Origin of the sequence: Geobacillus thermopakistaniensis, assembly GCF_000498995.1 — a bacterium.
GTDB classification, from domain to species: Bacteria; Bacillota; Bacilli; order Bacillales; family Anoxybacillaceae; genus Geobacillus; species Geobacillus thermoleovorans.
In genome coordinates, this window is the sequence record NZ_AYSF01000049.1 from 51,738 (window position 1) to 75,959 (window position 24,222).

Here is a 24,222-nt window from a genome sequence, read left to right on the forward strand (position 1 = left end):
AGGAGGCGCTTTGGATGGGTTTTTTTCAAAAATGGAAAGAAAAATGGACAAAGCAAGCGGATGCCGTAACCGAAAAGTTTAAAGAAGGGCTGTCAAAAACGCGAAATTCGCTCGCCGGGAAAGTGAACGACCTCATCGCCCGTTATCGGAAAGTGGATGAAGAGTTTTTTGAAGAGCTTGAGGAAATTTTGATCGCCGCGGATGTGGGCGTCACGACCGTCATGGAACTTGTCGATGAGCTGAAAATGGAAGTGAAGCGCCGCAACATTCAAGACCCGGCGCAAATGCGCGACGTCATCGCCGAAAAGCTCGTTGACATTTACCGCGCCGGCGCCGATGACAAAGAACTTTCCGCTTTGAATATACAAGAAGGCGGGCTGACGGTCATTTTGTTCGTCGGTGTCAACGGCGTCGGCAAAACGACAACGATCGGCAAGCTCGCCCATAAGCTGAAATCGGAAGGGAAATCCGTCTTGTTGGCAGCTGGCGACACGTTCCGCGCCGGGGCGATCGAGCAGCTCGAAGCGTGGGGCGAGCGCGTTGGGGTCGACGTCATTAAGCAGGCGGCCGGCTCCGATCCAGCGGCGGTCATGTATGATGCGATTCAAGCGGCGAAAGCGCGCGGCGTTGACGTATTGTTATGCGACACGGCCGGGCGGCTGCAAAACAAAGTGAATTTAATGAAAGAGCTCGAAAAAGTGAAACGCGTCATCAGCCGCGAAATTCCGGGCGCTCCGCATGAAGTACTGCTTGTNTTTTCGGCTATTTTTTTGCGACACGGCCGGGCGGCTGCAAAACAAAGTGAATTTAATGAAAGAGCTCGAAAAAGTGAAACGCGTCATCAGCCGCGAAATTCCGGGCGCTCCGCATGAAGTACTGCTTGTGTTGGATGCGACGACCGGGCAAAACGCGATGAGCCAAGCCAAGCTGTTTAAAGAAGCGACCGATGTGACCGGCATCGTGTTGACGAAGCTTGACGGCACGGCGAAAGGCGGCATCGTGCTTGCCATTCGCAACGAGATGGCCATCCCGGTGAAACTCGTCGGCCTCGGCGAGAAGATGGACGATTTGCAAGTGTTCGATCCAGAACAGTACGTCTACGGATTGTTTGCTGATTTGCTGGAATCATAAACAAGCCAACAGAGGGTGCTCCCAAAACAATGGAGCGCCCTTTGTTGTTACGTCCACGGGAGTGTAACCGATAAGCCCTTTGTTCGTTCCATCCCTTGACACCTTGCCGAAAAGACGGTACACTACATTTTTGTAAAGGTATTTTACTTAACAATGAGGGAGGGAGAGTCCGGTGCTGGAAAAAACGATGCGCATGAACTATTTATACGATTTTTACCAAGCGCTGTTGACGCCGAAACAGCGCAACTATATGGCGCTTTACTACTTGGACGACTACTCCCTCGGGGAAATTGCCGAACAATATGAGGTGAGCCGCCAGGCGGTGTACGATAACATCCGGCGTACAGAAGCGATGCTGGAGCAGTATGAAGAGAAGCTCGGGCTGCTGCGAAAATATGAACGGCGGCGGCAGATCATCGAGCGGCTGAAAGACTACATCAGCCGGCACTACGGTGCTGACGCCGAATTGGCGGCGCTAGTCCGCGAGCTTGACGAACTTGATTAAAAAAGGGGGTGGCCGCCATGGCGTTTGAAGGACTGTCTGAACGTTTGCAGCAGGTGATGAACCGCATCCGCGGCAAAGGGAAAGTCACCGAAGCGGATGTCAAAGAGATGATGCGCGAAGTGCGCCTTGCGCTTTTGGAAGCTGACGTCAACTTTAAAGTCGTCAAAGATTTCATCAGACAGGTGAGCGAGCGGGCTGTCGGGCAGGAAGTGATGAAAAGCTTAACGCCGGGCCAGCAAGTGATCAAAATCGTCAAGGAAGAGCTGACGGCGTTAATGGGCGGTGAGCAAAGCCAAATCGCTGTCGCGAAGAAACCGCCGACCGTTGTGATGATGGTCGGGTTGCAAGGGGCCGGGAAAACGACGACCACCGGGAAGCTGGCCAACTTGCTGCGCAAACGGCATAACCGGAAGCCGCTTCTGGTGGCTGCCGACGTTTACCGCCCGGCGGCGATCAAACAGCTTGAGACGCTTGGCAAGCAGCTCGACATGCCTGTCTTTTCGTTAGGCGAGCACGCCAATCCGGTTGAAATCGCGAAACAGGCGCTCGAGCGGGCGAAAGAAGAGCATTATGATTACGTGCTCATCGACACAGCCGGCCGCCTCCACATTGATGAAGCGCTCATGGATGAACTGAAGCAAATGAAAGAAGCGGTCAAGCCGGATGAAATTTTCCTCGTCGTTGACGCCATGACCGGGCAAGATGCCGTCAATGTCGCACAAAGCTTCCATGAGCAGCTCGGCATCACCGGGGTGATTTTGACGAAGCTGGACGGCGACACGCGCGGCGGGGCGGCGCTGTCGATTCGCGCCGTCACCGGAGCGCCGATCAAGTTTGCTGGGATGGGCGAAAAACTTGACGCTTTGGAGCCGTTCCATCCGGAGCGAATGGCGTCGCGCATTTTAGGCATGGGCGATGTCCTGACGCTCATCGAAAAAGCGCAGGCGGCCGTCGACGAAGAGAAGGCGAAGGAGCTCGAACAAAAAATGCGCACGGCCACCTTCACGCTTGACGACTTTTTGGAGCAGCTCGGCCAAGTGCGCAAGCTCGGACCGCTTGACGAACTGATTAAAATGCTGCCGGGCGCCAACAAAATCAAAGGGCTCGCCAACATCCAAGTCGATGAAAAGCAAATCGCCCGCGTTGAGGCGATCATCCGCTCGATGACGAAAGAAGAGAAAACGCATCCGGAAATCATCAACGCTAGCCGCAAAAAGCGGATCGCCAAAGGAAGCGGCACGACGGTGCAGGAAGTAAACCGGCTTTTGAAGCAATTTGACGAGATGAAAAAAATGATGAAAATGATGACGAATATGCCAAAAGGGAAAAAGAAAGGATTCCGTTTTCCATTTATGTAAATGAAGATCTGTTAAGCGAAAAACCTTTACAAACGGAAAAAGAATTGTTAATATACTATCTTGTGTGAACTCTATACGGAGGTGCGTACTGACTATGGCAGTAAAAATTCGTTTAAAACGCATGGGGACAAAGAAAAAACCATTCTATCGCATCGTGGTAGCTGATTCGCGCTCGCCGCGCGACGGTCGTTTTATCGAAACGATCGGCACGTACGATCCGGTCGCTGAGCCGGCGCAAGTGAAAATCGATGAGGAATTGGCGCTCAAATGGCTGCAAAACGGCGCCAAACCATCGGATACGGTGCGCAGCTTGCTGTCGAAGCAAGGCATTTTAGAGAAGTTCCATAACTTGAAATACGGCAAATAAGCGAGATGCACATGAAGCCGCTCATTGAAACGATCGTCAAGGCGCTTGTCGATCATCCGGAGGCGGTGGCGGTTGAACGCCGCGAAGAAGAGACGGCCGTCATCTATGAGCTGTCCGTGCATGAAGACGACACTGGCAAAGTGATCGGCAAACAAGGGCGGACGATCCAGGCGATTCGCACGGTCGTTGCCGCCGCCGCGGCCGGATCGCCAAAGCGGGTTGTTGTGCAAGTGAAAGACAAAGGGTGAGGATGTTCCTCTCCCTTTTTTGATATGATGCCAAAGGGCGCAAAAATGGCCCGGGTGCCGTTCATTCCGTGTCAAAAGGGGGAAGAGGATGAAGCTCATTCAAACGGTTGAGGTGCGGCAAATCGTCACCGAACGGAGCAAACAAGAGCTTGCCGCCGCGTTTTTGGCGCGCAAGCAGCAGCTCGAGCGCGAGTGCGACCAGCTTCGTTTTGAACAGAAACGAATGGAGAAAAGCGGAAACTATCCGCCCGCTTTAGTGAAACAATATTTTGCCAAAGAGATCGACGAGCGGATGGAGAAAATGAAACTGCTTGAGTTTCAGCTCGAACAATTACATATGCTACCGTTAGGGAGCGAATTGAAAGAGCGGGAAGTCGAGGCGCTCGTTGAGGTGAACGTCGGCGACCGTTGGGAAGAGGTGACAAAAACGCGCGCCATCATCATTGAAGACGGCGTCGTCAAAGAGATTCGCTAAGAAGGGATGAAAGCGATGGAACGATGGTTTAATGTCGGAAAAATTGTCAATACGCACGGCATTCGCGGCGAAGTGCGCGTCATTTCGCGCACCGACTTTCCTGAAGAACGGTATAAAAAAGGAAACAAGCTGTACATTTTCCGCGAACGGGACACGGAACCGATTGAAGTCACGGTGAAAAGCCACCGCGTCCATAAATCGTTTGACTTGTTGTCGTTTGAAGGCTATGACAGCATCAACGATGTGGAACGGTTTAAGGGAGCGATGCTGAAGGTGCCGGAAAGCCAGCTCGGCGAACTCGCGGAAGGGGAATATTATTTCCATGAGATCATCGGCTGCACTGTCGTGACAGAAGGCGGGGAGACCATCGGCGCGGTAAAGGAAATTTTGACTCCAGGGGCGAACGACGTCTGGGTCGTCCGGCGCGAAGACGGATCGGAAGCGCTCATTCCGTACATTGACGAGGTCGTTTTGCACGTCGATCCGGATCGGAAAACGATCATCATCCGGCCGATGGAAGGGCTGCTCGAGTGATGCGGATCGATATTTTAACGTTGTTTCCCGGCATGTTTTCCGGGGTGTTGAGCGAGTCGATTTTAAAGAAGGCGCAAGAAAAAGGGGCCGTCGACATCCGCCTTATTGATTTTCGCGAGTTTGCCGACAACAAGCATAAAACGGTCGACGATTATCCGTATGGCGGCGGCGCCGGCATGGTGCTCAAGCCGCAGCCGATTTTTGACGCGGTGGAACACGTGACGGCTGGATCGCCTGGCGCCCGCATCATTTTGCTTTGCCCGCAAGGCGAGCGCTACACGCAAAAAAAGGCGGAAGAGCTGGCGAAAGAAACGCATTTGGTGCTCATTTGCGGCCATTACGAAGGGTATGACGAACGCATCCGCCAATATTTAGCAACCGATGAAATTTCGATCGGCGACTATATTTTAACAGGCGGGGAACTCGGCGCCATGGTCATTGTCGACAGCGTCGTCCGTCTTCTCCCCGGGGTGCTCGGCAATGAGGCGTCGCCGGTCGATGACTCGTTCAGCTCCGGGCTGCTTGAGTATCCGCAATACACAAGACCGGCCGATTTCCGCGGCATGAAAGTGCCGGATATTCTGCTTTCTGGCAACCATCAGCTCATCGCCGAGTGGCGCGAGAAGGAATCGCTCCGGCGCACGTTTTTGCGCCGTCCGGACTTGCTCGATGAATATCCGCTTACAGACAAGCAAAAGCAATGGCTGAAAGAGTGGGAAAAGGAGCGCGAATAGCTATTGCCTGAGTCAACAGTTTATGCTATCATGTCTTTTGTGTGACCTTAAGCGATTGGCTTGAGGATGGAAAACGATGTTCCGCTGCAATGAAGAGATCATTGGCATGAACATCTGTGGAAGGAGTGGATCAATGATGCATCATTTAATCCAAGAGATTACGAAAGAACAACTGCGGACGGATTTGCCGGATTTCCGCCCGGGCGACACGGTGCGCGTTCATGTGAAAGTCGTCGAAGGCAACCGCGAACGCATCCAAGTGTTTGAAGGTGTCGTCATTAAACGGCGCGGAGCGGGCATCAGCGAAACGTTCACGGTCCGCAAAGTGTCCTATGGCGTCGGCGTTGAGCGCACATTCCCGGTGCATACGCCGAAAATCGCCAAGCTGGAAGTCATCCGCCGCGGGAAAGTCCGCCGCGCGAAATTGTACTACTTGCGCGAACTTCGCGGCAAAGCGGCGCGCATCAAGGAAAATACGAACGCAGCGCAATAATGGACAACGGTGGATCACAGCGGAAAAGGAGCTTGCTTTCAAGCTCCTTTTTTCACTACCGCCAATGATGATTACGGTAGTGATCCACGACTGCAAACTTTGATTTAGGTGGGTGGACAATGGAACAGAAAAAAAGCGAATGGCGTGAATGGATGAAAGCGATCGTCGTTGCCGTCTTGCTCGCCGGGGGCATCCGCTACTTTATTTTCGCTCCGATCATCGTCGACGGTTATTCGATGATGCCGACATTACATAACCATGAGCGGATGATCGTCAATAAACTGGCGTATAAAATCGGCATGCCGCACCGTTTCGATATCATTGTTTTTCACGCCGAAGAAGGGAGAGACTATATTAAGCGAGTCATCGGCCTGCCGGGCGACCGAATTGAATACAAAAATGATACGCTCTATATCAATGGCAAGCCGTATGAAGAGCCGTATTTGGACGAGTATAAAAAGCAGTTGTCCGACGGCGGTCCACTGACGGAATCGTTCACTTTGGAGGAACTGACCGGGCGAAGCACGGTGCCGCCGGGGCATTTGTTTGTCATGGGCGACAATCGCCGTTTCAGCAAAGACAGCCGCCATATCGGCTTCATTCCGATGTCCAAAGTCGTTGGCAAGGCGAATCTTGTGTATTGGCCGTTGGCTGACGCCCGGATTGTGAAATAAACGAGGCAGGTGATGCCAATGACAGTGATTCAATGGTTCCCCGGCCATATGGCGAAGGCCAAGCGGGAAGTGCAAGAAAAATTAAAGTTGATCGACGTAGCGTTTGAGCTGCTTGACGCCCGTGTGCCGATGTCCTCGCGCAACCCGATGATCGACGAGATTCTCGGACAAAAGCCGCGCCTCATTTTGCTCAATAAGGCTGATATGGCCGATGAGGCGGTGACCGAACAGTGGATCCGCTATTTCCACGATCAAGGGCGGCTGGCTTTGCCCATCGATGCTCAAAGCGGAACAGGAGTCCGGCAAATCGCGGCGGCAGCGAAAGAGATGGTGAAAGACAAATTCGAGAAAATGCGGGCGAAAGGGATTAAAAACCCGCGCCCGGTTCGGGCGCTCATCGTCGGCATCCCGAACGTCGGCAAGTCGACGCTGATCAACCGGCTCGCCGGCCGCCATATCGCGAAAACCGGCGACAAGCCGGGGGTGACAAAAGCGCAGCAATGGATCAAAGTCGGCAAAGAAATGGAGCTGCTTGATACCCCAGGCATCCTATGGCCGAAATTTGAGGATGAGGACGTGGGCTACAAGTTGGCGGTGACCGGCGCCATTAAGGACGAAATTTTAAACTTGCAGGATGTCGCCGTCTATGCGCTCCGCTTTTTGTCGACTCACTATCCCAACCGGCTTGCGGAGCGCTACGGCCTTGATGACATTCCTGATGACATCGTCGCCTTGTTTGACGCCATCGGAAGGCGGCGCGGCTGCTTGACGTCAGGCGGCGCTGTTGACTACGATAAAGTGGCTGACATCGTTTTGTATGACATCCGCACGGAAAAATTAGGCCGCTTAAGCTTTGAAACGCCCGCTTCACGGACGTAGCGCGTCCGGCGGGCGTTTTTTGCCGGCGGTGCTTTACGGTCGGCCAAACAGAGCCGATAGTAATAAGTAGAAGAGGGAGAGGAGCATGAAGCGGTATACGGTGAAAGACATTGAAGCGCTGCTTCCGAAGCTTGGCGCGGACGACCCGCGCTGGGAGATGCTGCGGCAGGATGAGCGAAAAAGCGTGCAGGCGCTTCTTGCCCGTTTTGAAAGGCAGAAAGCGCGCCGGCACGCCATCGAGCAGCGGTGGGAAGAACTAATGCGTTATGAGAGGGAACTATACGCCGCTGGCGTTAGACGGATCGCCGGCATTGATGAGGCCGGGCGCGGCCCGCTGGCCGGCCCGGTCGTCGCCGCCGCGGTCATCTTGCCGAAAGACGCCTATTTGCCGGGGCTTGACGACTCGAAGCGGCTGACGCCGGAAAAGCGCGAGGCATTGTTTGCGCAAATTGAAGCGTGCGCCGTCGCCATCGGCATCGGCATCGTCAGCGCGGCGGAGATCGATGAAAGGAATATTTACGAAGCGACAAGGCAAGCGATGGCGAAAGCGGTGAACGCCCTTTCCCCGCCGCCTGAACATTTGCTTGTTGATGCGATGGCGGTGCCGTGCCCACTGCCGCAACAGCGCCTCATAAAAGGAGACGCCAACAGCGCTTCAATCGCCGCTGCGTCGGTCATCGCCAAAGTGACGCGCGACCGGTGGATGAAAGAACTGGATCGCCGCTATCCACAATACGGGTTCGCGCGCCATATGGGCTACGGAACGCCGGAACATTTCGAGGCGATCCGCCGCTACGGCGTTACGCCTGAGCACCGTCGTTCGTTCGCACCGGTGAGGGAGGTGCTGAAGGCGAGCGAGCAGCTCTAGAAGAAGGGATGGGACGAAATGGTCGAGCGCATGGAGCGGACAATGCCAACGACCGCTGTCCGCGACGCGACATCCAGCCGGCGGTTTCAGCCGGGGCAGGCCGTCGTCGGCCGAGTGGAGCGGGTCGAGGAGATGGAAACCGGGGAGCGGGCGGCGCTCGTCCGCGCTGGCGGACAGCTTGTGCGCGCCCGTTTGGAGGCGCCGCTTGCCGTCGGACGTTTGTATTTGTTTGAAATTCACGAACGACAAGGAACAATTTATTGGAAAGCCATTCCCCTTTCCGAACCGGCGTCTGCTCCGTCAGGTGAAGAGGCGGTGCGCCGGTGGCAAAAAGCGTGGAAACTGCCGGATGCGGCGCTGCCGGTGCTCCGCCAAGCGCTGAAAGCTGGCGCGGCTGCAACGAAAGAGGAAATTGCCGCACTGACTGAAGCGGTGAAAGAGACCGGCCAGCCGGACGCGGCCGAAGACGTGCTCGCCCATTTGTTTCGCCGCCGGCTGCCGTTCTCTTCAGCCGTGTTTCGCGCGCTATGGGCAGCCAAAACCGGGGTGCCGCTCGCTGAGGGGTTGGGGAAACTGAAAGCGGCCATTGCCTCCCTTTCCGCCCATCCGGCGGCGCTTGAGCTCAGCCGGGCGATGGAGAAGTTTCTTTCACCGCCGCTGTCCGCTTACGAGGCGGCCGTGCGTTTGTTGCTGTCAGGGGAGGAAGAGGCCGAAACGGCCCGCGCGCTTCTTGCCCGCCTTGGGCTCGCCCCGTTGCCGGAGGACCGCCGCTTGGCGCTTCGGGAGGCGGTGCAATGCCGCCGGTTTGCCGATATCATTCGGCAGCTCGGCTTGACGGACGAGGAGGCGTTTTTGGAACGGTGGGCAGCTCTTGATGCTGCCTATCAAAGCGGAGCGCTGCCCGCCGCGGAAGCGAAGTTGTGGGCGGCCGCTCGAGCGACGAGAGATCCGGCGCTGTCGCTGTTTTGCTGGCTGAGGCGAGCGGCCGTGCGGCTTGGGCTTGAGGACGAGGCGGCGCTCGTCCGTGTTGGGAAAATCGAGGATTTGCCTTCCGCCCCGTCGTTGAAACGGCTGCTTCTTCGCTTTCTTCATGAATCGGGGAGCGAAGGGGCCAAGAGGGCGGCCGAAGCGATTCTCGACCAGCTCGATGGCATGGCCATCGCTGCTGGCGGCGATGGGCTCATTGAGCACGTATGGATTTCGTTTCCATTGCCGCTTGGCGGCCGCAGCAGCGATTTTGCTGTGTGCTGGCAAGGAAGGAGGAAACAAGGCGGGCCGCTTGATGCCGATTACAACCGCATTGTTTGTTGCCTGACGCTTGAAGAGCTGGGAGAGGTGATCGTTGATATGCGCGTGCAACGACGGATCGTCCACATCTCCATTTTTCACGATGATCCGCGGTTGGCGGTTGCTGCCGCTCGGATGGCTCCGCTTGTCAAAGAGCGGTTTCAGGCGCACGGCTATGCGCTTTCAGGCATTGATGTAAAGGCAACGCGTTCCGCCCCTCCTCCGCCTTCCGTTTTTCTGTTTGCCGACAGTTGCAGCGAGGTGGATTGCCAAGCATGAACGAGGAGCGGAAAAAAGCAGTCGCCTTGTCTTACGATGCGGCACTTGACGCAGCTCCGATCGTCAAGGCGAAAGGGGTTGGCAAGGTCGCCGAAGCGATCATCGCCGCCGCCCGGCAGCACGGCGTGCCGATTCGCCAAGATCCGACGCTTGTTGAGCTGCTGGGGAAAGTGGAGATCAACGAAATGATCCCGGAGGAGCTGTACGCCTTAGTGGCTGAATTGTTCGCGTTTTTGTATCAGCTTGATCAGGAAGCGAAAGGAGAAAGAGCGGGGAAGGGGTAATTTTCCTATTCCCCGCTTTCTTAATTTTGCGGCGAAACGGTGGACAAGCGCGAAATGTTAGGTATAAAATGAAAGCGCTAAGACTTTTTTGATTTTATACATAGGAGGTTGGCGCATGAACATTCATGAATACCAAGCAAAAGAAATTTTGCGAAGCTATGGTGTGAGCGTGCCGAACGGCCGCGTCGCGTTCACGGTGGATGAAGCGGTCGAAGCGGCGAAAGAGCTCGGCGCGCCGGTGTGTGTCGTCAAAGCGCAAATTCATGCCGGCGGGCGCGGCAAAGCGGGCGGGGTGAAAGTGGCAAAAAGCCTCGAGGAAGTCCGTACATACGCCAGCGAATTGCTCGGCAAAGTGCTCGTCACCCATCAAACCGGCCCGGAAGGAAAAGAAGTGAAACGGCTGTTGATTGAAGAAGGGTGCGACATCCAAAAAGAATACTACATCGGCCTTGTCGTCGACCGCGCCACCTCGCGCGTCGTGTTAATGGGGTCGGAAGAAGGCGGAACGGAAATCGAAGAAGTGGCGGCGAAAACGCCGGAGAAAATTTTTAAAGAATACATCGATCCAGCCGTCGGGCTCCAAGCGTTCCAAGCGCGCCGATTGGCTTTCAACATCAACATTCCGAAGCATCTCGTCAACCAAGCGGTCAAATTTATGATGGGCTTGTACCAAGTGTTTGTCGATAAAGACTGCTCGATCGCCGAAATCAACCCGCTTGTCGTCACCGGCGACGGCAAAGTGATGGCGCTTGATGCGAAGCTGAATTTCGATTCAAACGCCTTATACCGCCATCCGGACATCCTTGAATACCGCGACTTGGATGAAGAAGACCCGAAAGAAGTCGAAGCGTCGAAATACGACTTGAACTACATCGCTCTTGACGGCAACATCGGTTGCATGGTCAACGGCGCCGGCTTGGCGATGGCGACAATGGACATCATCAAATATTACGGAGGCGAGCCGGCCAACTTCCTCGATGTCGGCGGCGGCGCCAGCGAGGAAAAAGTAAGGGAAGCGTTCAAAATCATTTTGTCCGACCCGAACGTCAAAGGCATTTTCGTCAACATTTTCGGCGGCATTATGAAATGCGATGTCATCGCGAGCGGCATCGTCGCGGCGACGAAGCAAGTCGGTTTGACGCTTCCGCTTGTCGTCCGGCTTGAAGGAACGAACGTTGAGCTTGGGAAAAAGATTTTGCAAGAGTCAGGCTTAAACATTATTGCGGCCGAATCGATGGCGGACGGAGCACAAAAAATCGTCGAGCTAGTACGTTAAGAAAGCGAGGGAGACACGTGAGCGTTTTTGTCAATAAAGACACGAAAGTGATCGTGCAAGGGATTACCGGTTCGCAAGGGCTGTTCCATACAAAGCAGATGATCGAGTACGGGACGAACATCGTCGGCGGCGTCACGCCGGGCAAAGGCGGCACGGAAGTCGAAGGCGTGCCGGTGTTTGACACTGTTTCGGAAGCGGTCGAAAGAACGGGAGCGAACGCCTCGGTCATTTACGTTCCGCCGGCCTTCGCTGCGGATGCCATCATGGAAGCGGTCAACGCGGGACTCGACCTTGTCGTTTGCATCACCGAAGGCATTCCGGTGCTTGATATGGTGAAAGTGAAACGGTACATGGAGGGCAAAAAGACGCGCCTCATCGGCCCGAACTGCTTTTCGGCCGGCTTTTGAAGCGCATGGGNGCCTTCGCTGCGGATGCCATCATGGAAGCGGTCAACGCGGGACTCGACCTTGTCGTTTGCATCACCGAAGGCATTCCGGTGCTTGATATGGTGAAAGTGAAACGGTACATGGAGGGCAAAAAGACGCGCCTCATCGGCCCGAACTGCCCGGGCGTCATTACGCCGGAAGAGTGCAAAATCGGCATTATGCCGGGCTATATCCATAAAAAAGGACATGTCGGCATTGTTTCCCGTTCCGGCACGCTGACGTACGAAGCCGTTCACCAACTGACGCAAGCCGGCATCGGCCAGTCGACGGCGGTCGGCATCGGCGGCGACCCGGTCAACGGCACAAACTTCATCGATGTGTTGAAGGCGTTTAATGAAGACGAAGAAACGTACGCGGTCATTATGATCGGTGAAATCGGCGGCACGGCGGAAGAAGAAGCGGCCGAATGGGTGAAAGCGAACATGACGAAACCGGTCGTCGGCTTTATCGGCGGGCAAACGGCGCCTCCGGGCAAACGGATGGGCCATGCCGGCGCGATCATTTCCGGCGGCAAAGGCACGGCCGCAGAGAAAATCAAAAAAATGACCGAATGCGGCATTAAAGTGGCGGAAACGCCGGCCGTCATCGGCGAAACGCTCATTTCTGTGCTGAAAGAACGCGGCTTGTACGAAAAATGCAAAACGCACTAATGGTTTGGCCCCGCACGTCCTCGTGCGGGGTGTTGCATATCATGCTATAGATGCAATTTGAAGCTTTACCATTTGCCGCTTTTACAGAGCAATTGGATCGACTGTCGGGCGACCGAACAACGCCGCTTAAAGACCCATGTATGGGTCTGTGAAGCGTGTGGCTGTTCGGTCTTCCGTCACGCCAAGGCGTGACGAGGAAGCCTGCGGCTTGCCTCCGACAGTCGAAAAAATAGACAGGCGGCTTTTCCGTCAAGGATATGTTAAACGTTTTCGTTGCACCTATAGATCCATATGCTGAAGGTGAAAAAAGAAAGGGGAGCAGTATGTACGATACGGTCCGCGACCGACTTATCCATCTCCATCATTGCCGCGGGGCGGGATGGAAGACGATTCATTCCTTGCTTAAGGCTGATCCGACGCTCACCGCTCCATTTTCTCTGCCTCCTCATGATCTCCGCCCGCTCGTTCCGCTTTCCGACGCTCAATGGACCGCTTTTTTTCATGATTTGCATTCCATCGATGTGCAACGTGTGATAAAAACATATAAGGGCCGGTGCATTCGTGTGATCACTGTATTTGATTCCGACTATCCACCGCTGCTTAAATATATATACGCCCCGCCGTGGGTGCTGTATGCAAAGGGGGACTCCGCTTTGCTTCAGGAGCGGAAACTGATCAGCATCGTCGGCACGAGGCGGCCGACGAAGGAAGGAATCGAAGCGTTGAACAAATTGGTGCCGCCGCTTGTTGCCGCCGGCTTTACGATCGTCAGCGGGCTCGCGTTTGGGATTGACGTGTGCGCCCACCAACTTGCCGTCCAGCATGGCGGGTCGACGATCGCCGTCATCGCCGGTGGGCTGGACCACATTTATCCGAAAGAACATCGACCGTTCGCCACCCGGCTGATGAACGAACAGTTGGTCATCGCTGAGCATCCGCCGGCAACGCGCCCACAGGCATGGCAGTTTCCCGCGCGCAATCGCATCATCAGCGGGCTGTCGCTCGGCACGCTTGTCGTGCAGGCGAAGCGAAAAAGCGGTTCGCTCATTACCGCCGCGTATGCGCTTGAGCAAGGGCGGGAAGTGTTCGCCGTCCCCGGCCCGATCGGTTTGGCGGAATCCGCCGGGCCGAATACGCTCATTCAGCACGGGGCAAAACTAGTGCAAGAAGCGGCGGACATTTTGGATGAATTCCCGTACGTGTAATGCACATGTTTGACAAATGCGGCAATAATCATTAATAATAATGAAGATTTCAATTTACCTCCTAGGGGTGGAAGATGGATGTCAGACTACTTAGTTATCGTCGAATCGCCAACGAAAGCGAAGACGATCGAACGATACTTGGGAAAAAAATATACAGTCAAAGCGTCGATGGGCCACGTCCGCGATTTGCCAAAAAGCCAAATGGGCGTTGATATAGACCACGGCTACGAGCCGAAATACATTACGATCCGCGGCAAAGGCCAGGTGATCAAAGAGTTGAAAACGGCGGCGAAAAAAGCGAAAAAAGTGTTTCTTGCCGCCGACCCCGATCGCGAAGGAGAGGCGATTGCCTGGCATTTGGCCCACATGCTCGATCTGGACATTCACTCTGATTGCCGCGTTGTCTTTCATGAGATCACGAAGGATGCTATTCAGCAATCGTTTCAGCAGCCGCGCGCGATCAATATGAATCTTGTTGACGCCCAGCAGGCGCGGCGCGTGCTCGACCGCCTCGTCGGCTATAACATCAGCCCGCTCTTATGGAAAAAGGTGAAAAAAGGATTAAGCGCCGGCCGCGTCCAATCGGTGGCGCTGCGCCTCATCATCGATCGGGAACGAGAAATTCGCGAGTTTCAGCCGGAAGAATATTGGACGATTCAAGCGACGTTTCAAAAAGAAGGAGAGACGTTTGCCGCCTCGTTTTACAGTATTGACGGACAAAAGCGCGATTTAAAGACGGAGGCGGATGTGAAAGCCGTGCTGGACCGCTTAAACGGAACGGCATTTGCGGTGAAAACGGTGACAAAACGAGAGCGCAAGCGCAGCCCCGTGCCGCCGTTTACGACGTCGTCGCTTCAGCAGGAAGCGGCGCGCAAACTGAATTTCCGGACGAAAAAGACGATGATGATCGCCCAGCAGCTGTACGAAGGAATCGATCTTGGCAGCGAAGGGACGGTCGGTTTGATCACGTATATGCGCACCGATTCAACGCGCGTCGCCGAGACGGCGCAGCAAGAGGCGGCGGCATATATCGAGGCGACGTTCGGCGCTATGTATGTCAACCAGGAAAAGCGGAAAGAGAAGAAAAGCACGAACGCCCAAGACGCCCACGAAGCGATCCGCCCGACATCGGCATTTCGCGATCCGGACAAAGTGAAACCGTATTTGACGCGCGACCAGTTTCGGTTGTATAAACTCATTTGGGAACGGTTCATCGCCAGTCAAATGGCGGCCGCCGTGCTTGACACCATGAGCGTCGAGTTGGAAAACAACGGTGTCGTGTTCCGCGCCAGCGGCTCGAAGGTGAAATTTCCAGGGTTTATGAAAGTGTATATTGAAGGAACGGACGATCAAACGGAAGAGCAGGACCGTATCCTCCCGAATTTGGAAGAAGAGGAAACGGTTGAGAGCGAAACGATCGAATCGAAGCAGCACTTTACTCAGCCGCCGCCGCGCTACACGGAAGCCCGCCTCGTCAAAACGTTGGAGGAACTCGGCATCGGCCGCCCGTCGACGTATGCCCCGACGCTTGATACGATCCAAAAACGCAACTATGTCGTCCTTGAGAACAAGCGGTTTGTCCCGACCGAGCTCGGCGAAATCGTTGTAGAGCTGATGCTCGAATTTTTCCCGGAAATTATCGATGTCGAGTTTACGGCGAAAATGGAAAAAGAATTGGACGAAATTGAAGAAGGGAAAGTGGAATGGATCAAAGTCGTCGACGAGTTTTACCGCGAATTTGAAAAACGGTTGAAAGTGGCGGAAAAAGAAATGCGCGCAGTTGAGATTAAGGATGAGCCGGCCGGCATTGACTGCGAGGTGTGCGGCAGTCCGATGGTGTACAAAATGGGCCGTTTCGGCAAGTTTATCGCCTGCTCGAATTTTCCGGAATGCCGCCATACGAAGCCGATTGTCAAAGAAATCGGCGTCAAGTGCCCGAAATGCCGCGAGGGCAACATCGTCGAGCGCAGCACGAAAAGAAAGCGGGTGTTTTACGGCTGCGACCGTTTCCCGGATTGCGACTTCGTCTCGTGGGATAAACCGCTCGCCCGCCCGTGTCCGAAATGCGCGGGGCTGCTTGTGGAGAAAGTGCTGAAAAAAGGTGTGCAAGTGCAATGCACGGCGTGCGACTATGAAGAGCGGCTAGAAGCTTGAATAGGCATCGGATACAATTCAGAATTTTATAAAAAAACAGTTGCATTCATGCGGATGAATATGGTACGATGTAGTAGCCGTTGCGGGGTGAGGCGATGGAGAATTCGAAACTTGCGTTACAATTATTCATGGAATATTTACAAATCGAGAAAAATTATTCACAATATACTATTGTGTGTTACCGGCGTGACATTGAGCAGTTTTTCCGGTTTATGGATGAGGAAGGAATCGGCGCGCTCAATGAAGTGTCCTACAGCCACGTTCGTTTATATTTGACGAAACTATACGAGCAACAGTTGGCCAGCCGTTCGGTCGCCCGCAAAATTTCGAGTCTGCGCAGCTTTTACAAGTTTTTGTTGCGCGAAGGGCGGGCGGCCGAAAACCCGTTTGCGCTCGCGACACTGCCGAAAAAAGAGCAAAAAATTCCTAATTTTTTATACCCAAAAGAATTAGAAGCATTGTTTCTTGTCAATGATGAAAATACGGCCCTAGGCCAGCGCAATGCGGCGCTGCTTGAGTTGTTGTACGCGACTGGCGCTCGGGTTAGTGAATGTTGTCACATACAGCTGTCTGATGTCGATTTTGTTGCGGAAACCGTGCTCATTCACGGCAAAGGAAACAAGCAGCGCTACGTTCCGTTCGGCCGTCCGGCCCGCGAAGCGCTTGAACGGTATATCCATAGGGGCCGACGCGAACTGACAAGAAAGCTGCCGGCGGACCACCGCTATTTATTTGTCAACGCCCGAGGCAATCCGCTCACGCCTCGGGGAGTGCGCCATATTTTGGATCGGATTGTCGAAGCCGCTGCGCTGACGCAAAACATCAGCCCGCACGTGCTTCGGCATACGTTTGCGACTCATTTGCTCAACGAAGGGGCCGATCTCCGTTCGGTGCAGGAACTGCTCGGTCATGCGCATTTGTCATCGACGCAAGTGTATACACATGTAACGAAAGACCGGCTGCGGCATATTTATTTGCAGGCGCATCCGCGGGCGTAACCCGCAGGCAAGGAGGGGAAATGATGGGAGCCTTTCATGCGACGACAATTTTTGCCATCCGCCATAACGGCGCATCCGCCATGGCTGGAGACGGCCAAGTGACGTTCGGCAATGCGGTCGTCATGAAGCATACAGCGAAAAAAGTGCGGCGGCTGTTCCAAGGAAACGTGCTCGCCGGTTTTGCCGGCTCCGTCGCTGACGCGTTTACGCTGTTTGAAATGTTTGAAGGCAAGCTCGAACAATGGAATGGCAACTTGCCGCGCGCGGCGGTTGAGCTGGCGAAAGAGTGGCGGAGCGATAAAGTGTTGCGCCGCCTCGAGGCGATGCTCATTGTTATGGACAAACAGCATTTGTTGCTTGTCTCCGGCACGGGCGAAGTGATTGAGCCGGATGATGGCATGCTTGCCATCGGCTCGGGCGGTCAGTATGCGTTGGCTGCTGGGCGTGCGTTGAAGAAGTACGCCGGCGGCTCGATGACCGCGAAAGAGATTGCCAAGGCGGCGCTCGAGATCGCTGCTGACATTTGCGTTTATACGAACGGCCATATTATTGTCGAAGAGCTGTAAAAAGGAGGAGGCCGATGATGGCGGAAACGTTGACTCCACGGCAGATTGTCGAAAAGCTCGATCAGTTCATCGTCGGGCAAAAAGAGGCAAAAAAGGCGGTGGCGATCGCGCTTCGCAACCGGTACCGCCGCAGTTTGCTCGATGAAAAATTGCGCGATGAAGTGATGCCGAAAAACATTTTAATGATCGGCCCGACCGGGGTCGGGAAGACCGAGATCGCCCGCCGGCTCGCCAAACTCGTCGGCGCCCCGTTCATCAAAGTCGAAGCGACGAAATTCACCGAAGTCGGTTATGTCGGGCGCGACGTCGAATCGATGGTGCGCGATTTGGTGGAAACGTCAGTTAGGCTCGTGAAAGAACGAAAAATGAACGAAGTGAAAGACAGGGCTGAACAGCAGGCGAACAAGCGGCTTGTTGAACTGCTTGTTCCGGGCAAGCCAAAGCAGACAATCAAAAATCCGCTTGAGCTGCTGTTTGGCGGCCAAGGAGCCCAAGCGGACAACAGCTACAGCCATGAGGATGAACAGGTGGAACAAAAGCGGCGCCAAGTTGCTTGGCAGTTGGCAAACGGGCAGTTGGAGAACGAGATGGTGACGATTGAAATCGAGGAACAGACGCCGTTATGGTTTGACTTTTTGCAAGGGGCAGGCATTGAGCAGATGGGGATGAACATGCAGGACGCCTTGAGCAGCCTCATGCCGAAGCGGCGCAAAAAGCGGCGTCTCAAAGTGAGTGAAGCGCGCAAAGTGCTCATCAACGAGGAAGCGCAAAAGCTGATCGACATGGATGAAGTGACGCAAGAGGCCGTCCGCCTGGCTGAACAGTCCGGCATCATTTTTATCGATGAAATCGACAAAATCGCCCGCAGCGGAGCGGTGTCCGGCTCGGCCGACGTCTCGCGCGAAGGGGTGCAGCGCGACATTTTGCCAATTGTCGAAGGGTCGACCGTCATGACGAAGTACGGACCGGTGAAAACAGACCATATTTTATTCATCGCCGCCGGCGCGTTCCATATGGCGAAACCGTCGGATTTGATCCCTGAGCTGCAAGGCCGTTTCCCGATCCGCGTCGAACTTGCGAAACTTTCGGTCGACGATTTCGTAAGAATATTAGTCGAGCCGAATAACGCGCTCATTAAACAATATCAAGCTCTTTTGGCAACAGAAGGTATAAGTCTTGAATTTTCTGACGATGCTATTCGTAAGATTGCCGAGGTGGCGTTTGAAGTAAACCAGACGACCGACAACATCGGTGCGCGCCGGTTGCACACGATTTTGGAAAAACTGCTGGAAGACTTGCTGTTTGAGGCGCCGGACATCGGAATCGACAAGGTCGTCATCACACCGCAATATGTCGAGCAAAAACTCGGCAGCATCGTCAAAAACAAAGATTTAAGCGAGTTTATTTTATGAGGAGGAGATGAAATCAATGAACTTGCTAGAGAAAACGCGGAAAATCAACGCCATGTTGCAAAAGGCGGCCGGGCGGCCGGTCAATTTTAAAGAAATGGCAGAAACGCTTTGCGAAGTGATTGAAGCCAATGTGTTTGTCGTCAGCCGCCGCGGCAAACTGCTTGGATTCGCCATTAAACAATCGATTGAAAACGAACGGATGAAGCGAATGCTGGAGGAGCGCCAGTTTCCGGAAGAATACACGAAAAACTTGTTCAACATTACGGAAACGTCTCCTAATATTGATATTAATAGCGAATATACGGCGTTTCCAGTGGAAAATCGTGACTTGTTCAAAACCGGCTTGACGACGATTGTTCCGATCAACGGCGGAGGCGAGCGGCTCGGCACGCTCATTTTATCGCGCCTTGACCGCGAGTTTGACAATGACGATCTCATTTTGGCTGAATACGGTGCGACGGTCGTCGGCATGGAAATTCTGCGTGAAAAGGCGGAAGAAATTGAAGAGGAAGCGCGCAGCAAGGCGGTCGTGCAAATGGCGATCAGCTCCCTTTCTTACAGCGAGCTTGAGGCGATCGAACACATTTTTGAGGAGCTTGACGGAACGGAAGGACTGCTTGTCGCGAGCAAAATCGCCGACCGCGTCGGCATCACCCGCTCGGTCATTGTCAATGCTCTGCGCAAACTAGAAAGCGCCGGCGTGATCGAATCGCGTTCACTCGGCATGAAAGGAACGTACATTAAAGTATTGAACGACAAGTTTTTAAGCGAACTTGAAAAATTGAAATCGAGCTGAACGGCGCAGCCGCCTAAGCCCGCTGGGTATTTTGGCCCGGCGGGTTTTTTGTTTTGACAAACATCCTTGGCATCGTTTTTCTGTAATGGCATCGTCGAAAAATAGTACCAAGTTCCGTCTATACATTGGGTTTTCTTTCCCGTAAAATGAAAACTAGCAGAAATTGTCGAAAAATAGGAGAAAAGAGGGGATTCCATTGGCGCTCTTTTCAGCGACGATCGGTTGGCTTGAACAAGGGCTTCGCTACGCTGCGCTTCGCCAACAGGCGATCGCCGACAACATCGCCAACGCCGATACGCCGGGCTATAAGGCGAAAGATGTGCGCTTTCAGGCTGAATTGGAACGGGCGTTTCGGCTTGAGGCCAAACGGACGAATCCGAAGCATTTTTCGTTTCCAAACGAACAAAATGGAAAAATCATCGTGACGACGGACACAACGGTGAGTTACAATCATAATGGAAACAGTGTCGATATCGATCAGGAAATGTCAAAACTAGCAGAAAACCAAATTTATTACAATGCCTTAATCGAGCGGCTCAACGGCAAATTTACAACGTTGAAAACAGTGATTAAAGGAGGGAAATAACGGGTGTCTTTGTTTCAAAGTCTAAACATTTCGGCTTCGGCGTTGACCGCCCAACGGTTGCGCATGGACGTGATCGCCTCCAACATCGCTAACGTCGATACGACGCGCGCCCGCCTTGTCAACGGCGAATGGGAGCCGTACCGCCGCAAAATGGTCATCATTGAACCGCGCAGCGGGTCGTTTTCGGGCTATTTGCAGGCTGCGCTCGGCCGTGCCGACGCGGTGGACGGCGGAGTGCGGGTGCGCGAAATTGTCGATGATCCGGCGCCGTTTAAACTCGTCTACGACCCGAATCACCCGGATGCGGGCGCCGACGGCTATGTGCGTCTGCCAAACGTCGACCCGCTGAAAGAAATGGTGGACTTGATCGGGGCGACGCGTTCGTATGAGGCGAACGTTACGGTGTTGAATGCTTCAAAAGGAATGCTCATGAAGGCGCTCGAGATCGGGAAATAGCATGCGAGGGGGATAAACGATGATTGATGGAGCAAGCCGCATTGGGCTGACGATGTCTTCCGCCGTTTCGCCCCCAGCGAAGCCGGCTGAGGCGCAAAAGCAATTCGCCGCATTTTTCAAAGAGGCGCTCAACCGCGTGAACGAAGCGCAAATTCAAGCCGATGCGCTGACGGAAAAGCTCGTTCGCGGGGAGAACGTTCAGTTGCATGATGTGATGATCGCCGCGCAAAAAGCGAGCATCACGCTGCAGCTGACGCTGGAGATCCGCAACAAAGCGATCGAGGCGTATCAAGAAATGATGCGCATGCCATTGTAGCAGCAATGAATCGCAATACATACGGAAGCCGCCGCCATTGTTGCGCTATGGCGGCAGGTATTGGATCATCGGGGGAATTGTATGAGAAGGAAATGGAAAGAGTGGTGGAGCCGCGCTCGCGCGTTTTGGCAGGAACGGACAAAAAAACAGAAATGGCTCGTGCTCACTGCGGCAGCGGCCGTGCTTTTGGCCGTTGGCGTCGGCGTCTTTTTCGCCACAAGGACGGAAATGGTGCCCCTCTACAGCAATTTGTCGCCGCAAGAAGCGGGGCAAATTAAAGCAACGCTTGACCAGCGCGGCGTTCCGGCCGAAGTGGCGGACGGCGGGACGACGATTAAAGTGCCGAAAGAGCAAGTGGACGCGCTGAAAGTCGAGCTCGCTGCTGAAGGCATCCCGAACAGTGGAGTCATTGACTATTCATTTTTCGGCCAAAACGCGAGCTTCGGCATGACGGATAACGAGTTCAATATGGTGAAGCTGAAGGCGATGCAAACGGAGCTCGCCAACTTGATCAAGACGATCGACGGCGTCGAGGACGCCAAAGTCATGATCAACCTTCCGCAGCCGAGCGTATTCGTTTCCGATGAGAAAGGGGAAGCCTCGGCTTCGATCGTGCTGAAGACGAAGCCGGGCTATCAATTCAGCGACGAGCAAATCAAAGCGCTCTATCATCTCGTCGCCAAAAGTGTTCCGAATCTCTCTACAGATAATATCGTCATTATGAATCAGTTTTTTGAGTATTACGATTTAAAAAACGACGGCGAAAATTCGACAGGAACGACATTCGCCTCGCAGCAGCAAATCAAAAAGCAGATCGAGCGTGACATTCAACGCCAAGTGCAGCAACTGCTCGGCACGATGATGGGGCAGGATAAAGTCGTCGTTTCCGTGACGGCGGATGTCGACTTTACGCAGGAGAAACGAGAAGAAAATTTGGTTTCTCCAGTGGACGAGAAAACGAAGCAAGGTATTGCCGTCAGCGTTCAGCGCATTAAAGAGACGTACTCCGGGAGCGGTGCGCCGCCCGGAGGCGCCGCTGGAACGGGCGCGAACGAAGTGCCGGGCTACCAAAACGCAAACGGCGCAACAAACGGCAACTATGAACGAACCGAAGAGACGATCAACAATGAGGTAAACAAAATCAAAAAGCAAATCGTCGAAAGTCCATATAAAATCCGCGACCTAGGCATCCAAGTGATGGTCGAGCCGCCTGACCCTAATGATCCGAACTCGCTGCCGCCCGAGACGGTCAATGATATTCAAAAACTGCTAGGAACGATCGTTCGGACGTCAATTGACAAAAGCGAGGCGCAAACGCTCACTGATCAAGACATCAACAACCGCATCGTCGTTTCGGTGCAAAAATTCAACGGCAAGCCGACATTCACCGAATCAACGCCGGATCGGCCGGCGTGGTGGTGGTATGCGGCCGGTGCAGGAGCGCTGTTGCTCGTTGCCTTGCTGTTGTTCCTCTGGTTGCGCCGCCGCCGTGAAGACGAGGAAGAGGAAGAAGAACACTTGTTCACTCCGCCGCTTTCGACGGAGCCGGATTTGCCGGAGCCGCCGGAGACGGAGGCAGCGTTGCGCCGTCGACAGCTTGAGCGGCTGGCGAAAGAAAAGCCGGATGAGTTTGCAAAACTATTAAAAACGTGGCTATCGGAAGAGTAGGGGGAACGGCGTATGGCAAAGCGCGAACGAAAAGGCGGGCTGTCGGGCAGGCAAAAAGCAGCCATCCTGCTTATTTCCCTCGGCCCGGATGTGTCGGCCTCTGTCTATAAACATTTATCCGAGGAAGAGATTGAGAAGCTGACGCTAGAAATTTCCAACGTCCGTCAAGTGACGGCCGAACAAAAAGAGGAAGTGCTTGAAGAGTTTCGACAGCTCGCCTTGGCGCAAGATTACATTGCCCAAGGCGGCATCGCCTATGCGAAAGAAGTGCTTGAAAAAGCGCTCGGCCCGGATAAGGCGATGCAGATCATCAACCGCCTGACATCAGCGCTGATGGTGCGGCCGTTTGATTTCGCCCGCAAAGCCGACCCGATGCAGCTGTTAAACTTCATTCAAAATGAACATCCACAAACGATCGCTCTGATTCTTTCGTATTTGGAGCCGGCACAGGCAGGGCAAATTTTATCGGCGCTGCCGCAGGAAATGCAGGCGGATGTCGCCCGGCGCATCGCGCTGATGGACAGCACATCGCCGGAGATTATCAACGAAGTCGAGCAAATTTTGGAGCGGCGGCTGTCCGCGACCGTCGTGCAAGATTACACGCAAGCCGGCGGAATTGAGGCGGTCGTGGAAGTGCTGAACCAAGTCGACCGGAGCACGGAGCGGACGATTTTGGATGCCTTGGAAATTCAAGACCCGGAACTGGCCGAGGAAATTAAAAAACGGATGTTTGTCTTTGAAGATATCGTGACGCTCGATCACCGCGCCATTCAGCGCGTCATCCGCGAGGTGGACAACAACGATCTCATGTTGGCGCTGAAAGTAGCGAGCGACGAAGTGAAAAACATTATTTTCCGCAACATGTCGACAAGAATGGCCGAGACATTCAAAGAAGAAATGGAATATATGGGGCCAGTCCGGCTGCGTGATGTCGAGGAGGCGCAATCGCGCATCGTCGCCGTGATCCGTCGTCTCGAAGAGGTTGGAGAAATCGTCATCGCGCGCGGGGGAGGAGATGATATTATTGTCTAACGTCATTAAAGCGCCGAAATTGGCGGCGCGCGCTGGGAAAAAGACGATCGTCGTGCAGCGCCATGTTTCCGATCTTCCATCGTCCGTCGACGATCGGCAGCGGGAGATGGAAGCGGTCGCCGCCGCCAAGGAAGAAGCAGCCAAGCTTCGCCGCCAGGCAGAGCAATATTACGAATCGGTGCGCGAGCAGTTGGCCCGCAAAAAAGAGGATTTTCGGCTCTCTTTTATCTCCTTCTTGGCGGGATTAAGCACTCGTTTTTTGAAATTGTGGTATTCTGAATACTTGTCCCCTGCTCCAACCATCATCCGCAAATCATCCAGACGAATCACGACCTCGCCCATATACTGCCAACGTTTTAAAAGCTCGTACATACGGATGGAGTAAGAGCTTTTAAAACGTTGGCAGTATATGGGCGAGGTCGTGATTCGTCTGGATGATTTGCGGATGATGGTTGGAGCAGGGGACAAGTATTCAGAATACCACAATTTCAAAAAACGAGTGCTTAATCCCGCCAAGAAGGAGATTGCGGAGAAGACGGACATCA

At 54.1% G+C, this 24,222-nt stretch carries 27 protein-coding genes and 4 pseudogenes; 30 read left to right on the plus strand and 1 reads right to left on the minus strand.

The features are described from left to right. The first annotated feature begins 14 nt into the window (after positions 1-14). From ftsY to fliG, 29 genes and pseudogenes are all read left to right on the plus strand, one after another. A complete protein-coding gene (gene ftsY, locus T260_RS0120255) occupies positions 15-872 on the plus strand; it encodes a signal recognition particle-docking protein FtsY (RefSeq protein WP_370736690.1) in 858 nt (285 codons plus the stop codon). Further along, positions 772-1,131, plus strand: a pseudogene (locus T260_RS1000000139550) (P-loop NTPase family protein); the annotation flags it as partial. The gene ftsY and the pseudogene T260_RS1000000139550, both read left to right, overlap by 101 nt. Before the next feature lie 172 nt (positions 1,132-1,303). Next, positions 1,304-1,636, plus strand: coding sequence for a putative DNA-binding protein (locus T260_RS129320; RefSeq protein ID WP_013523384.1), 333 nt, complete (start codon positions 1,304-1,306; stop codon positions 1,634-1,636). 17 nt (positions 1,637-1,653) lie between these two features. Further along, complete coding sequence (ffh, locus tag T260_RS129315; protein ID WP_011230696.1) at positions 1,654-2,994, plus strand: signal recognition particle protein; 1,341 nt, start codon at positions 1,654-1,656, stop codon at positions 2,992-2,994. A gap of 94 nt (positions 2,995-3,088) precedes the next feature. After that, the gene (gene rpsP, locus T260_RS129310) at positions 3,089-3,361 is read left to right on the plus strand and encodes a 30S ribosomal protein S16 (protein ID WP_011230697.1); all 273 of its coding nucleotides are present in this window, start codon (positions 3,089-3,091) and stop codon (positions 3,359-3,361) included. A gap of 11 nt (positions 3,362-3,372) precedes the next feature. After that, positions 3,373-3,609 (plus strand): KH domain-containing protein, encoded by a 237-nt coding sequence (locus T260_RS129305; RefSeq protein WP_011230698.1) that lies wholly within the window; start codon positions 3,373-3,375, stop codon positions 3,607-3,609. An 88-nt stretch (positions 3,610-3,697) separates the two neighbouring features. Beyond that, positions 3,698-4,084, plus strand: coding sequence for a YlqD family protein (locus T260_RS129300; RefSeq protein ID WP_011230699.1), 387 nt, complete (start codon positions 3,698-3,700; stop codon positions 4,082-4,084). Positions 4,085-4,099: 15 nt separating this feature from the next. Further along, the gene (rimM, locus tag T260_RS129295; RefSeq protein WP_015374399.1) at positions 4,100-4,618 is read left to right on the plus strand and encodes a ribosome maturation factor RimM; all 519 of its coding nucleotides are present in this window, start codon (positions 4,100-4,102) and stop codon (positions 4,616-4,618) included. Next, on the plus strand, positions 4,618-5,352 hold the full coding sequence (trmD, locus tag T260_RS129290; RefSeq protein WP_011230701.1) for a tRNA (guanosine(37)-N1)-methyltransferase TrmD: 735 nt from the start codon (positions 4,618-4,620) through the stop codon (positions 5,350-5,352). Before rimM ends, trmD begins: the two co-directional genes overlap by 1 nt. A gap of 136 nt (positions 5,353-5,488) precedes the next feature. Next, complete coding sequence (gene rplS / locus T260_RS129285; RefSeq protein ID WP_013145772.1) at positions 5,489-5,845, plus strand: 50S ribosomal protein L19; 357 nt, start codon at positions 5,489-5,491, stop codon at positions 5,843-5,845. 119 nt (positions 5,846-5,964) lie between these two features. Continuing rightward, positions 5,965-6,519, plus strand: coding sequence for a signal peptidase I (lepB, locus tag T260_RS129280; protein WP_011230703.1), 555 nt, complete (start codon positions 5,965-5,967; stop codon positions 6,517-6,519). A 12-nt stretch (positions 6,520-6,531) separates the two neighbouring features. Further along, complete coding sequence (gene ylqF, locus T260_RS129275) at positions 6,532-7,398, plus strand: ribosome biogenesis GTPase YlqF (RefSeq protein WP_013145770.1); 867 nt, start codon at positions 6,532-6,534, stop codon at positions 7,396-7,398. A gap of 85 nt (positions 7,399-7,483) precedes the next feature. Continuing rightward, positions 7,484-8,266: a ribonuclease HII gene (gene rnhB, locus T260_RS129270; RefSeq protein WP_011230705.1), complete on the plus strand. Its 783-nt coding sequence runs from the start codon at positions 7,484-7,486 to the stop codon at positions 8,264-8,266. An 18-nt stretch (positions 8,267-8,284) separates the two neighbouring features. Next, positions 8,285-9,832 (plus strand): TP0910 N-terminal domain-containing protein, encoded by a 1,548-nt coding sequence (locus T260_RS129265; protein WP_023634012.1) that lies wholly within the window; start codon positions 8,285-8,287, stop codon positions 9,830-9,832. After that, complete coding sequence (locus T260_RS129260; protein WP_011230707.1) at positions 9,829-10,116, plus strand: EscU/YscU/HrcU family type III secretion system export apparatus switch protein; 288 nt, start codon at positions 9,829-9,831, stop codon at positions 10,114-10,116. The genes T260_RS129265 and T260_RS129260 overlap by 4 nt, the downstream gene beginning before the upstream one ends. A gap of 115 nt (positions 10,117-10,231) precedes the next feature. Then, on the plus strand, positions 10,232-11,392 hold the full coding sequence (sucC, locus tag T260_RS129255; RefSeq protein ID WP_011230708.1) for an ADP-forming succinate--CoA ligase subunit beta: 1,161 nt from the start codon (positions 10,232-10,234) through the stop codon (positions 11,390-11,392). Positions 11,393-11,409: 17 nt separating this feature from the next. Next, positions 11,410-11,769: pseudogene (locus T260_RS0120265) on the plus strand (succinate--CoA ligase subunit alpha); the annotation flags it as partial. Between the two features lie 44 nt (positions 11,770-11,813). Continuing rightward, a pseudogene (gene sucD, locus T260_RS0120270) lies at positions 11,814-12,488 on the plus strand (succinate--CoA ligase subunit alpha); the annotation flags it as partial. 323 nt (positions 12,489-12,811) lie between these two features. Continuing rightward, complete coding sequence (gene dprA, locus T260_RS129250) at positions 12,812-13,693, plus strand: DNA-processing protein DprA (protein WP_014195444.1); 882 nt, start codon at positions 12,812-12,814, stop codon at positions 13,691-13,693. Between the two features lie 78 nt (positions 13,694-13,771). After that, on the plus strand, positions 13,772-15,847 hold the full coding sequence (gene topA, locus T260_RS129245; protein WP_023634013.1) for a type I DNA topoisomerase: 2,076 nt from the start codon (positions 13,772-13,774) through the stop codon (positions 15,845-15,847). A gap of 95 nt (positions 15,848-15,942) precedes the next feature. Then, positions 15,943-16,845: a tyrosine recombinase XerC gene (gene xerC / locus T260_RS129240; RefSeq protein ID WP_023634014.1), complete on the plus strand. Its 903-nt coding sequence runs from the start codon at positions 15,943-15,945 to the stop codon at positions 16,843-16,845. A 23-nt stretch (positions 16,846-16,868) separates the two neighbouring features. After that, positions 16,869-17,411 carry an ATP-dependent protease subunit HslV gene (gene hslV, locus T260_RS129235; RefSeq protein ID WP_011230713.1) on the plus strand — a complete coding sequence of 181 codons (543 nt, stop codon included), beginning with the start codon at positions 16,869-16,871 and terminating at the stop codon, positions 17,409-17,411. Positions 17,412-17,428: 17 nt separating this feature from the next. Then, positions 17,429-18,823, plus strand: coding sequence for an ATP-dependent protease ATPase subunit HslU (gene hslU / locus T260_RS129230; protein WP_013523393.1), 1,395 nt, complete (start codon positions 17,429-17,431; stop codon positions 18,821-18,823). 16 nt (positions 18,824-18,839) lie between these two features. Beyond that, on the plus strand, positions 18,840-19,619 hold the full coding sequence (codY, locus tag T260_RS129225) for a GTP-sensing pleiotropic transcriptional regulator CodY (protein WP_011230715.1): 780 nt from the start codon (positions 18,840-18,842) through the stop codon (positions 19,617-19,619). Between the two features lie 196 nt (positions 19,620-19,815). Continuing rightward, positions 19,816-20,205, plus strand: coding sequence for a flagellar basal body rod protein FlgB (flgB, locus tag T260_RS129220; protein ID WP_011230716.1), 390 nt, complete (start codon positions 19,816-19,818; stop codon positions 20,203-20,205). Positions 20,206-20,208: 3 nt separating this feature from the next. Continuing rightward, a complete protein-coding gene (gene flgC / locus T260_RS129215; RefSeq protein WP_011230717.1) occupies positions 20,209-20,661 on the plus strand; it encodes a flagellar basal body rod protein FlgC in 453 nt (150 codons plus the stop codon). Positions 20,662-20,680: 19 nt separating this feature from the next. Beyond that, the gene (fliE, locus tag T260_RS129210) at positions 20,681-20,977 is read left to right on the plus strand and encodes a flagellar hook-basal body complex protein FliE (RefSeq protein WP_011230718.1); all 297 of its coding nucleotides are present in this window, start codon (positions 20,681-20,683) and stop codon (positions 20,975-20,977) included. Between the two features lie 81 nt (positions 20,978-21,058). Further along, positions 21,059-22,645, plus strand: coding sequence for a flagellar basal-body MS-ring/collar protein FliF (gene fliF, locus T260_RS129205; RefSeq protein WP_011230719.1), 1,587 nt, complete (start codon positions 21,059-21,061; stop codon positions 22,643-22,645). Positions 22,646-22,657: 12 nt separating this feature from the next. Beyond that, the gene (gene fliG / locus T260_RS129200) at positions 22,658-23,677 is read left to right on the plus strand and encodes a flagellar motor switch protein FliG (RefSeq protein ID WP_023634015.1); all 1,020 of its coding nucleotides are present in this window, start codon (positions 22,658-22,660) and stop codon (positions 23,675-23,677) included. Between the two features lie 168 nt (positions 23,678-23,845). Here the strand turns inward: fliG and T260_RS1000000138830 are convergent, their stop codons facing one another. Continuing rightward, complete coding sequence (locus tag T260_RS1000000138830; RefSeq protein ID WP_236620436.1) at positions 23,846-24,049, minus strand: replication initiation protein; 204 nt, start codon at positions 24,047-24,049, stop codon at positions 23,846-23,848. Positions 24,050-24,086: 37 nt separating this feature from the next. Here T260_RS1000000138830 and T260_RS1000000138835 point away from each other — a divergent pair. Beyond that, positions 24,087-24,222: pseudogene (locus T260_RS1000000138835) on the plus strand (replication initiation protein); the annotation flags it as partial.

Bases quoted from the DNA above. Each gene is read 5' to 3' on its own strand.
- ffh (WP_011230696.1), top strand. From the start codon at position 1,654: ATGGCGTTTGAAGGACTGTCTGAACGTTTGCAGCAGGTGATGAACCGC.
- rpsP (WP_011230697.1), top strand. From the start codon at position 3,089: ATGGCAGTAAAAATTCGTTTAAAACGCATGGGGACAAAGAAAAAACCA.
- T260_RS129305 (WP_011230698.1), top strand. From the start codon at position 3,373: ATGAAGCCGCTCATTGAAACGATCGTCAAGGCGCTTGTCGATCATCCG.
- T260_RS129300 (WP_011230699.1), top strand. From the start codon at position 3,698: ATGAAGCTCATTCAAACGGTTGAGGTGCGGCAAATCGTCACCGAACGG.
- rimM (WP_015374399.1), top strand. From the start codon at position 4,100: ATGGAACGATGGTTTAATGTCGGAAAAATTGTCAATACGCACGGCATT.
- trmD (WP_011230701.1), top strand. From the start codon at position 4,618: ATGCGGATCGATATTTTAACGTTGTTTCCCGGCATGTTTTCCGGGGTG.
- rplS (WP_013145772.1), top strand. From the start codon at position 5,489: ATGCATCATTTAATCCAAGAGATTACGAAAGAACAACTGCGGACGGAT.
- lepB (WP_011230703.1), top strand. From the start codon at position 5,965: ATGGAACAGAAAAAAAGCGAATGGCGTGAATGGATGAAAGCGATCGTC.
- ylqF (WP_013145770.1), top strand. From the start codon at position 6,532: ATGCCAATGACAGTGATTCAATGGTTCCCCGGCCATATGGCGAAGGCC.
- rnhB (WP_011230705.1), top strand. From the start codon at position 7,484: ATGAAGCGGTATACGGTGAAAGACATTGAAGCGCTGCTTCCGAAGCTT.
- T260_RS129265 (WP_023634012.1), top strand. From the start codon at position 8,285: ATGGTCGAGCGCATGGAGCGGACAATGCCAACGACCGCTGTCCGCGAC.
- T260_RS129260 (WP_011230707.1), top strand. From the start codon at position 9,829: ATGAACGAGGAGCGGAAAAAAGCAGTCGCCTTGTCTTACGATGCGGCA.
- sucC (WP_011230708.1), top strand. From the start codon at position 10,232: ATGAACATTCATGAATACCAAGCAAAAGAAATTTTGCGAAGCTATGGT.
- dprA (WP_014195444.1), top strand. From the start codon at position 12,812: ATGTACGATACGGTCCGCGACCGACTTATCCATCTCCATCATTGCCGC.
- topA (WP_023634013.1), top strand. From the start codon at position 13,772: ATGTCAGACTACTTAGTTATCGTCGAATCGCCAACGAAAGCGAAGACG.
- xerC (WP_023634014.1), top strand. From the start codon at position 15,943: ATGGAGAATTCGAAACTTGCGTTACAATTATTCATGGAATATTTACAA.
- hslV (WP_011230713.1), top strand. From the start codon at position 16,869: ATGGGAGCCTTTCATGCGACGACAATTTTTGCCATCCGCCATAACGGC.
- hslU (WP_013523393.1), top strand. From the start codon at position 17,429: ATGGCGGAAACGTTGACTCCACGGCAGATTGTCGAAAAGCTCGATCAG.
- codY (WP_011230715.1), top strand. From the start codon at position 18,840: ATGAACTTGCTAGAGAAAACGCGGAAAATCAACGCCATGTTGCAAAAG.
- fliE (WP_011230718.1), top strand. From the start codon at position 20,681: ATGATTGATGGAGCAAGCCGCATTGGGCTGACGATGTCTTCCGCCGTT.
- fliF (WP_011230719.1), top strand. From the start codon at position 21,059: ATGAGAAGGAAATGGAAAGAGTGGTGGAGCCGCGCTCGCGCGTTTTGG.
- fliG (WP_023634015.1), top strand. From the start codon at position 22,658: ATGGCAAAGCGCGAACGAAAAGGCGGGCTGTCGGGCAGGCAAAAAGCA.
- T260_RS1000000138830 (WP_236620436.1), bottom strand. From the start codon at position 24,049: ATGTACGAGCTTTTAAAACGTTGGCAGTATATGGGCGAGGTCGTGATT.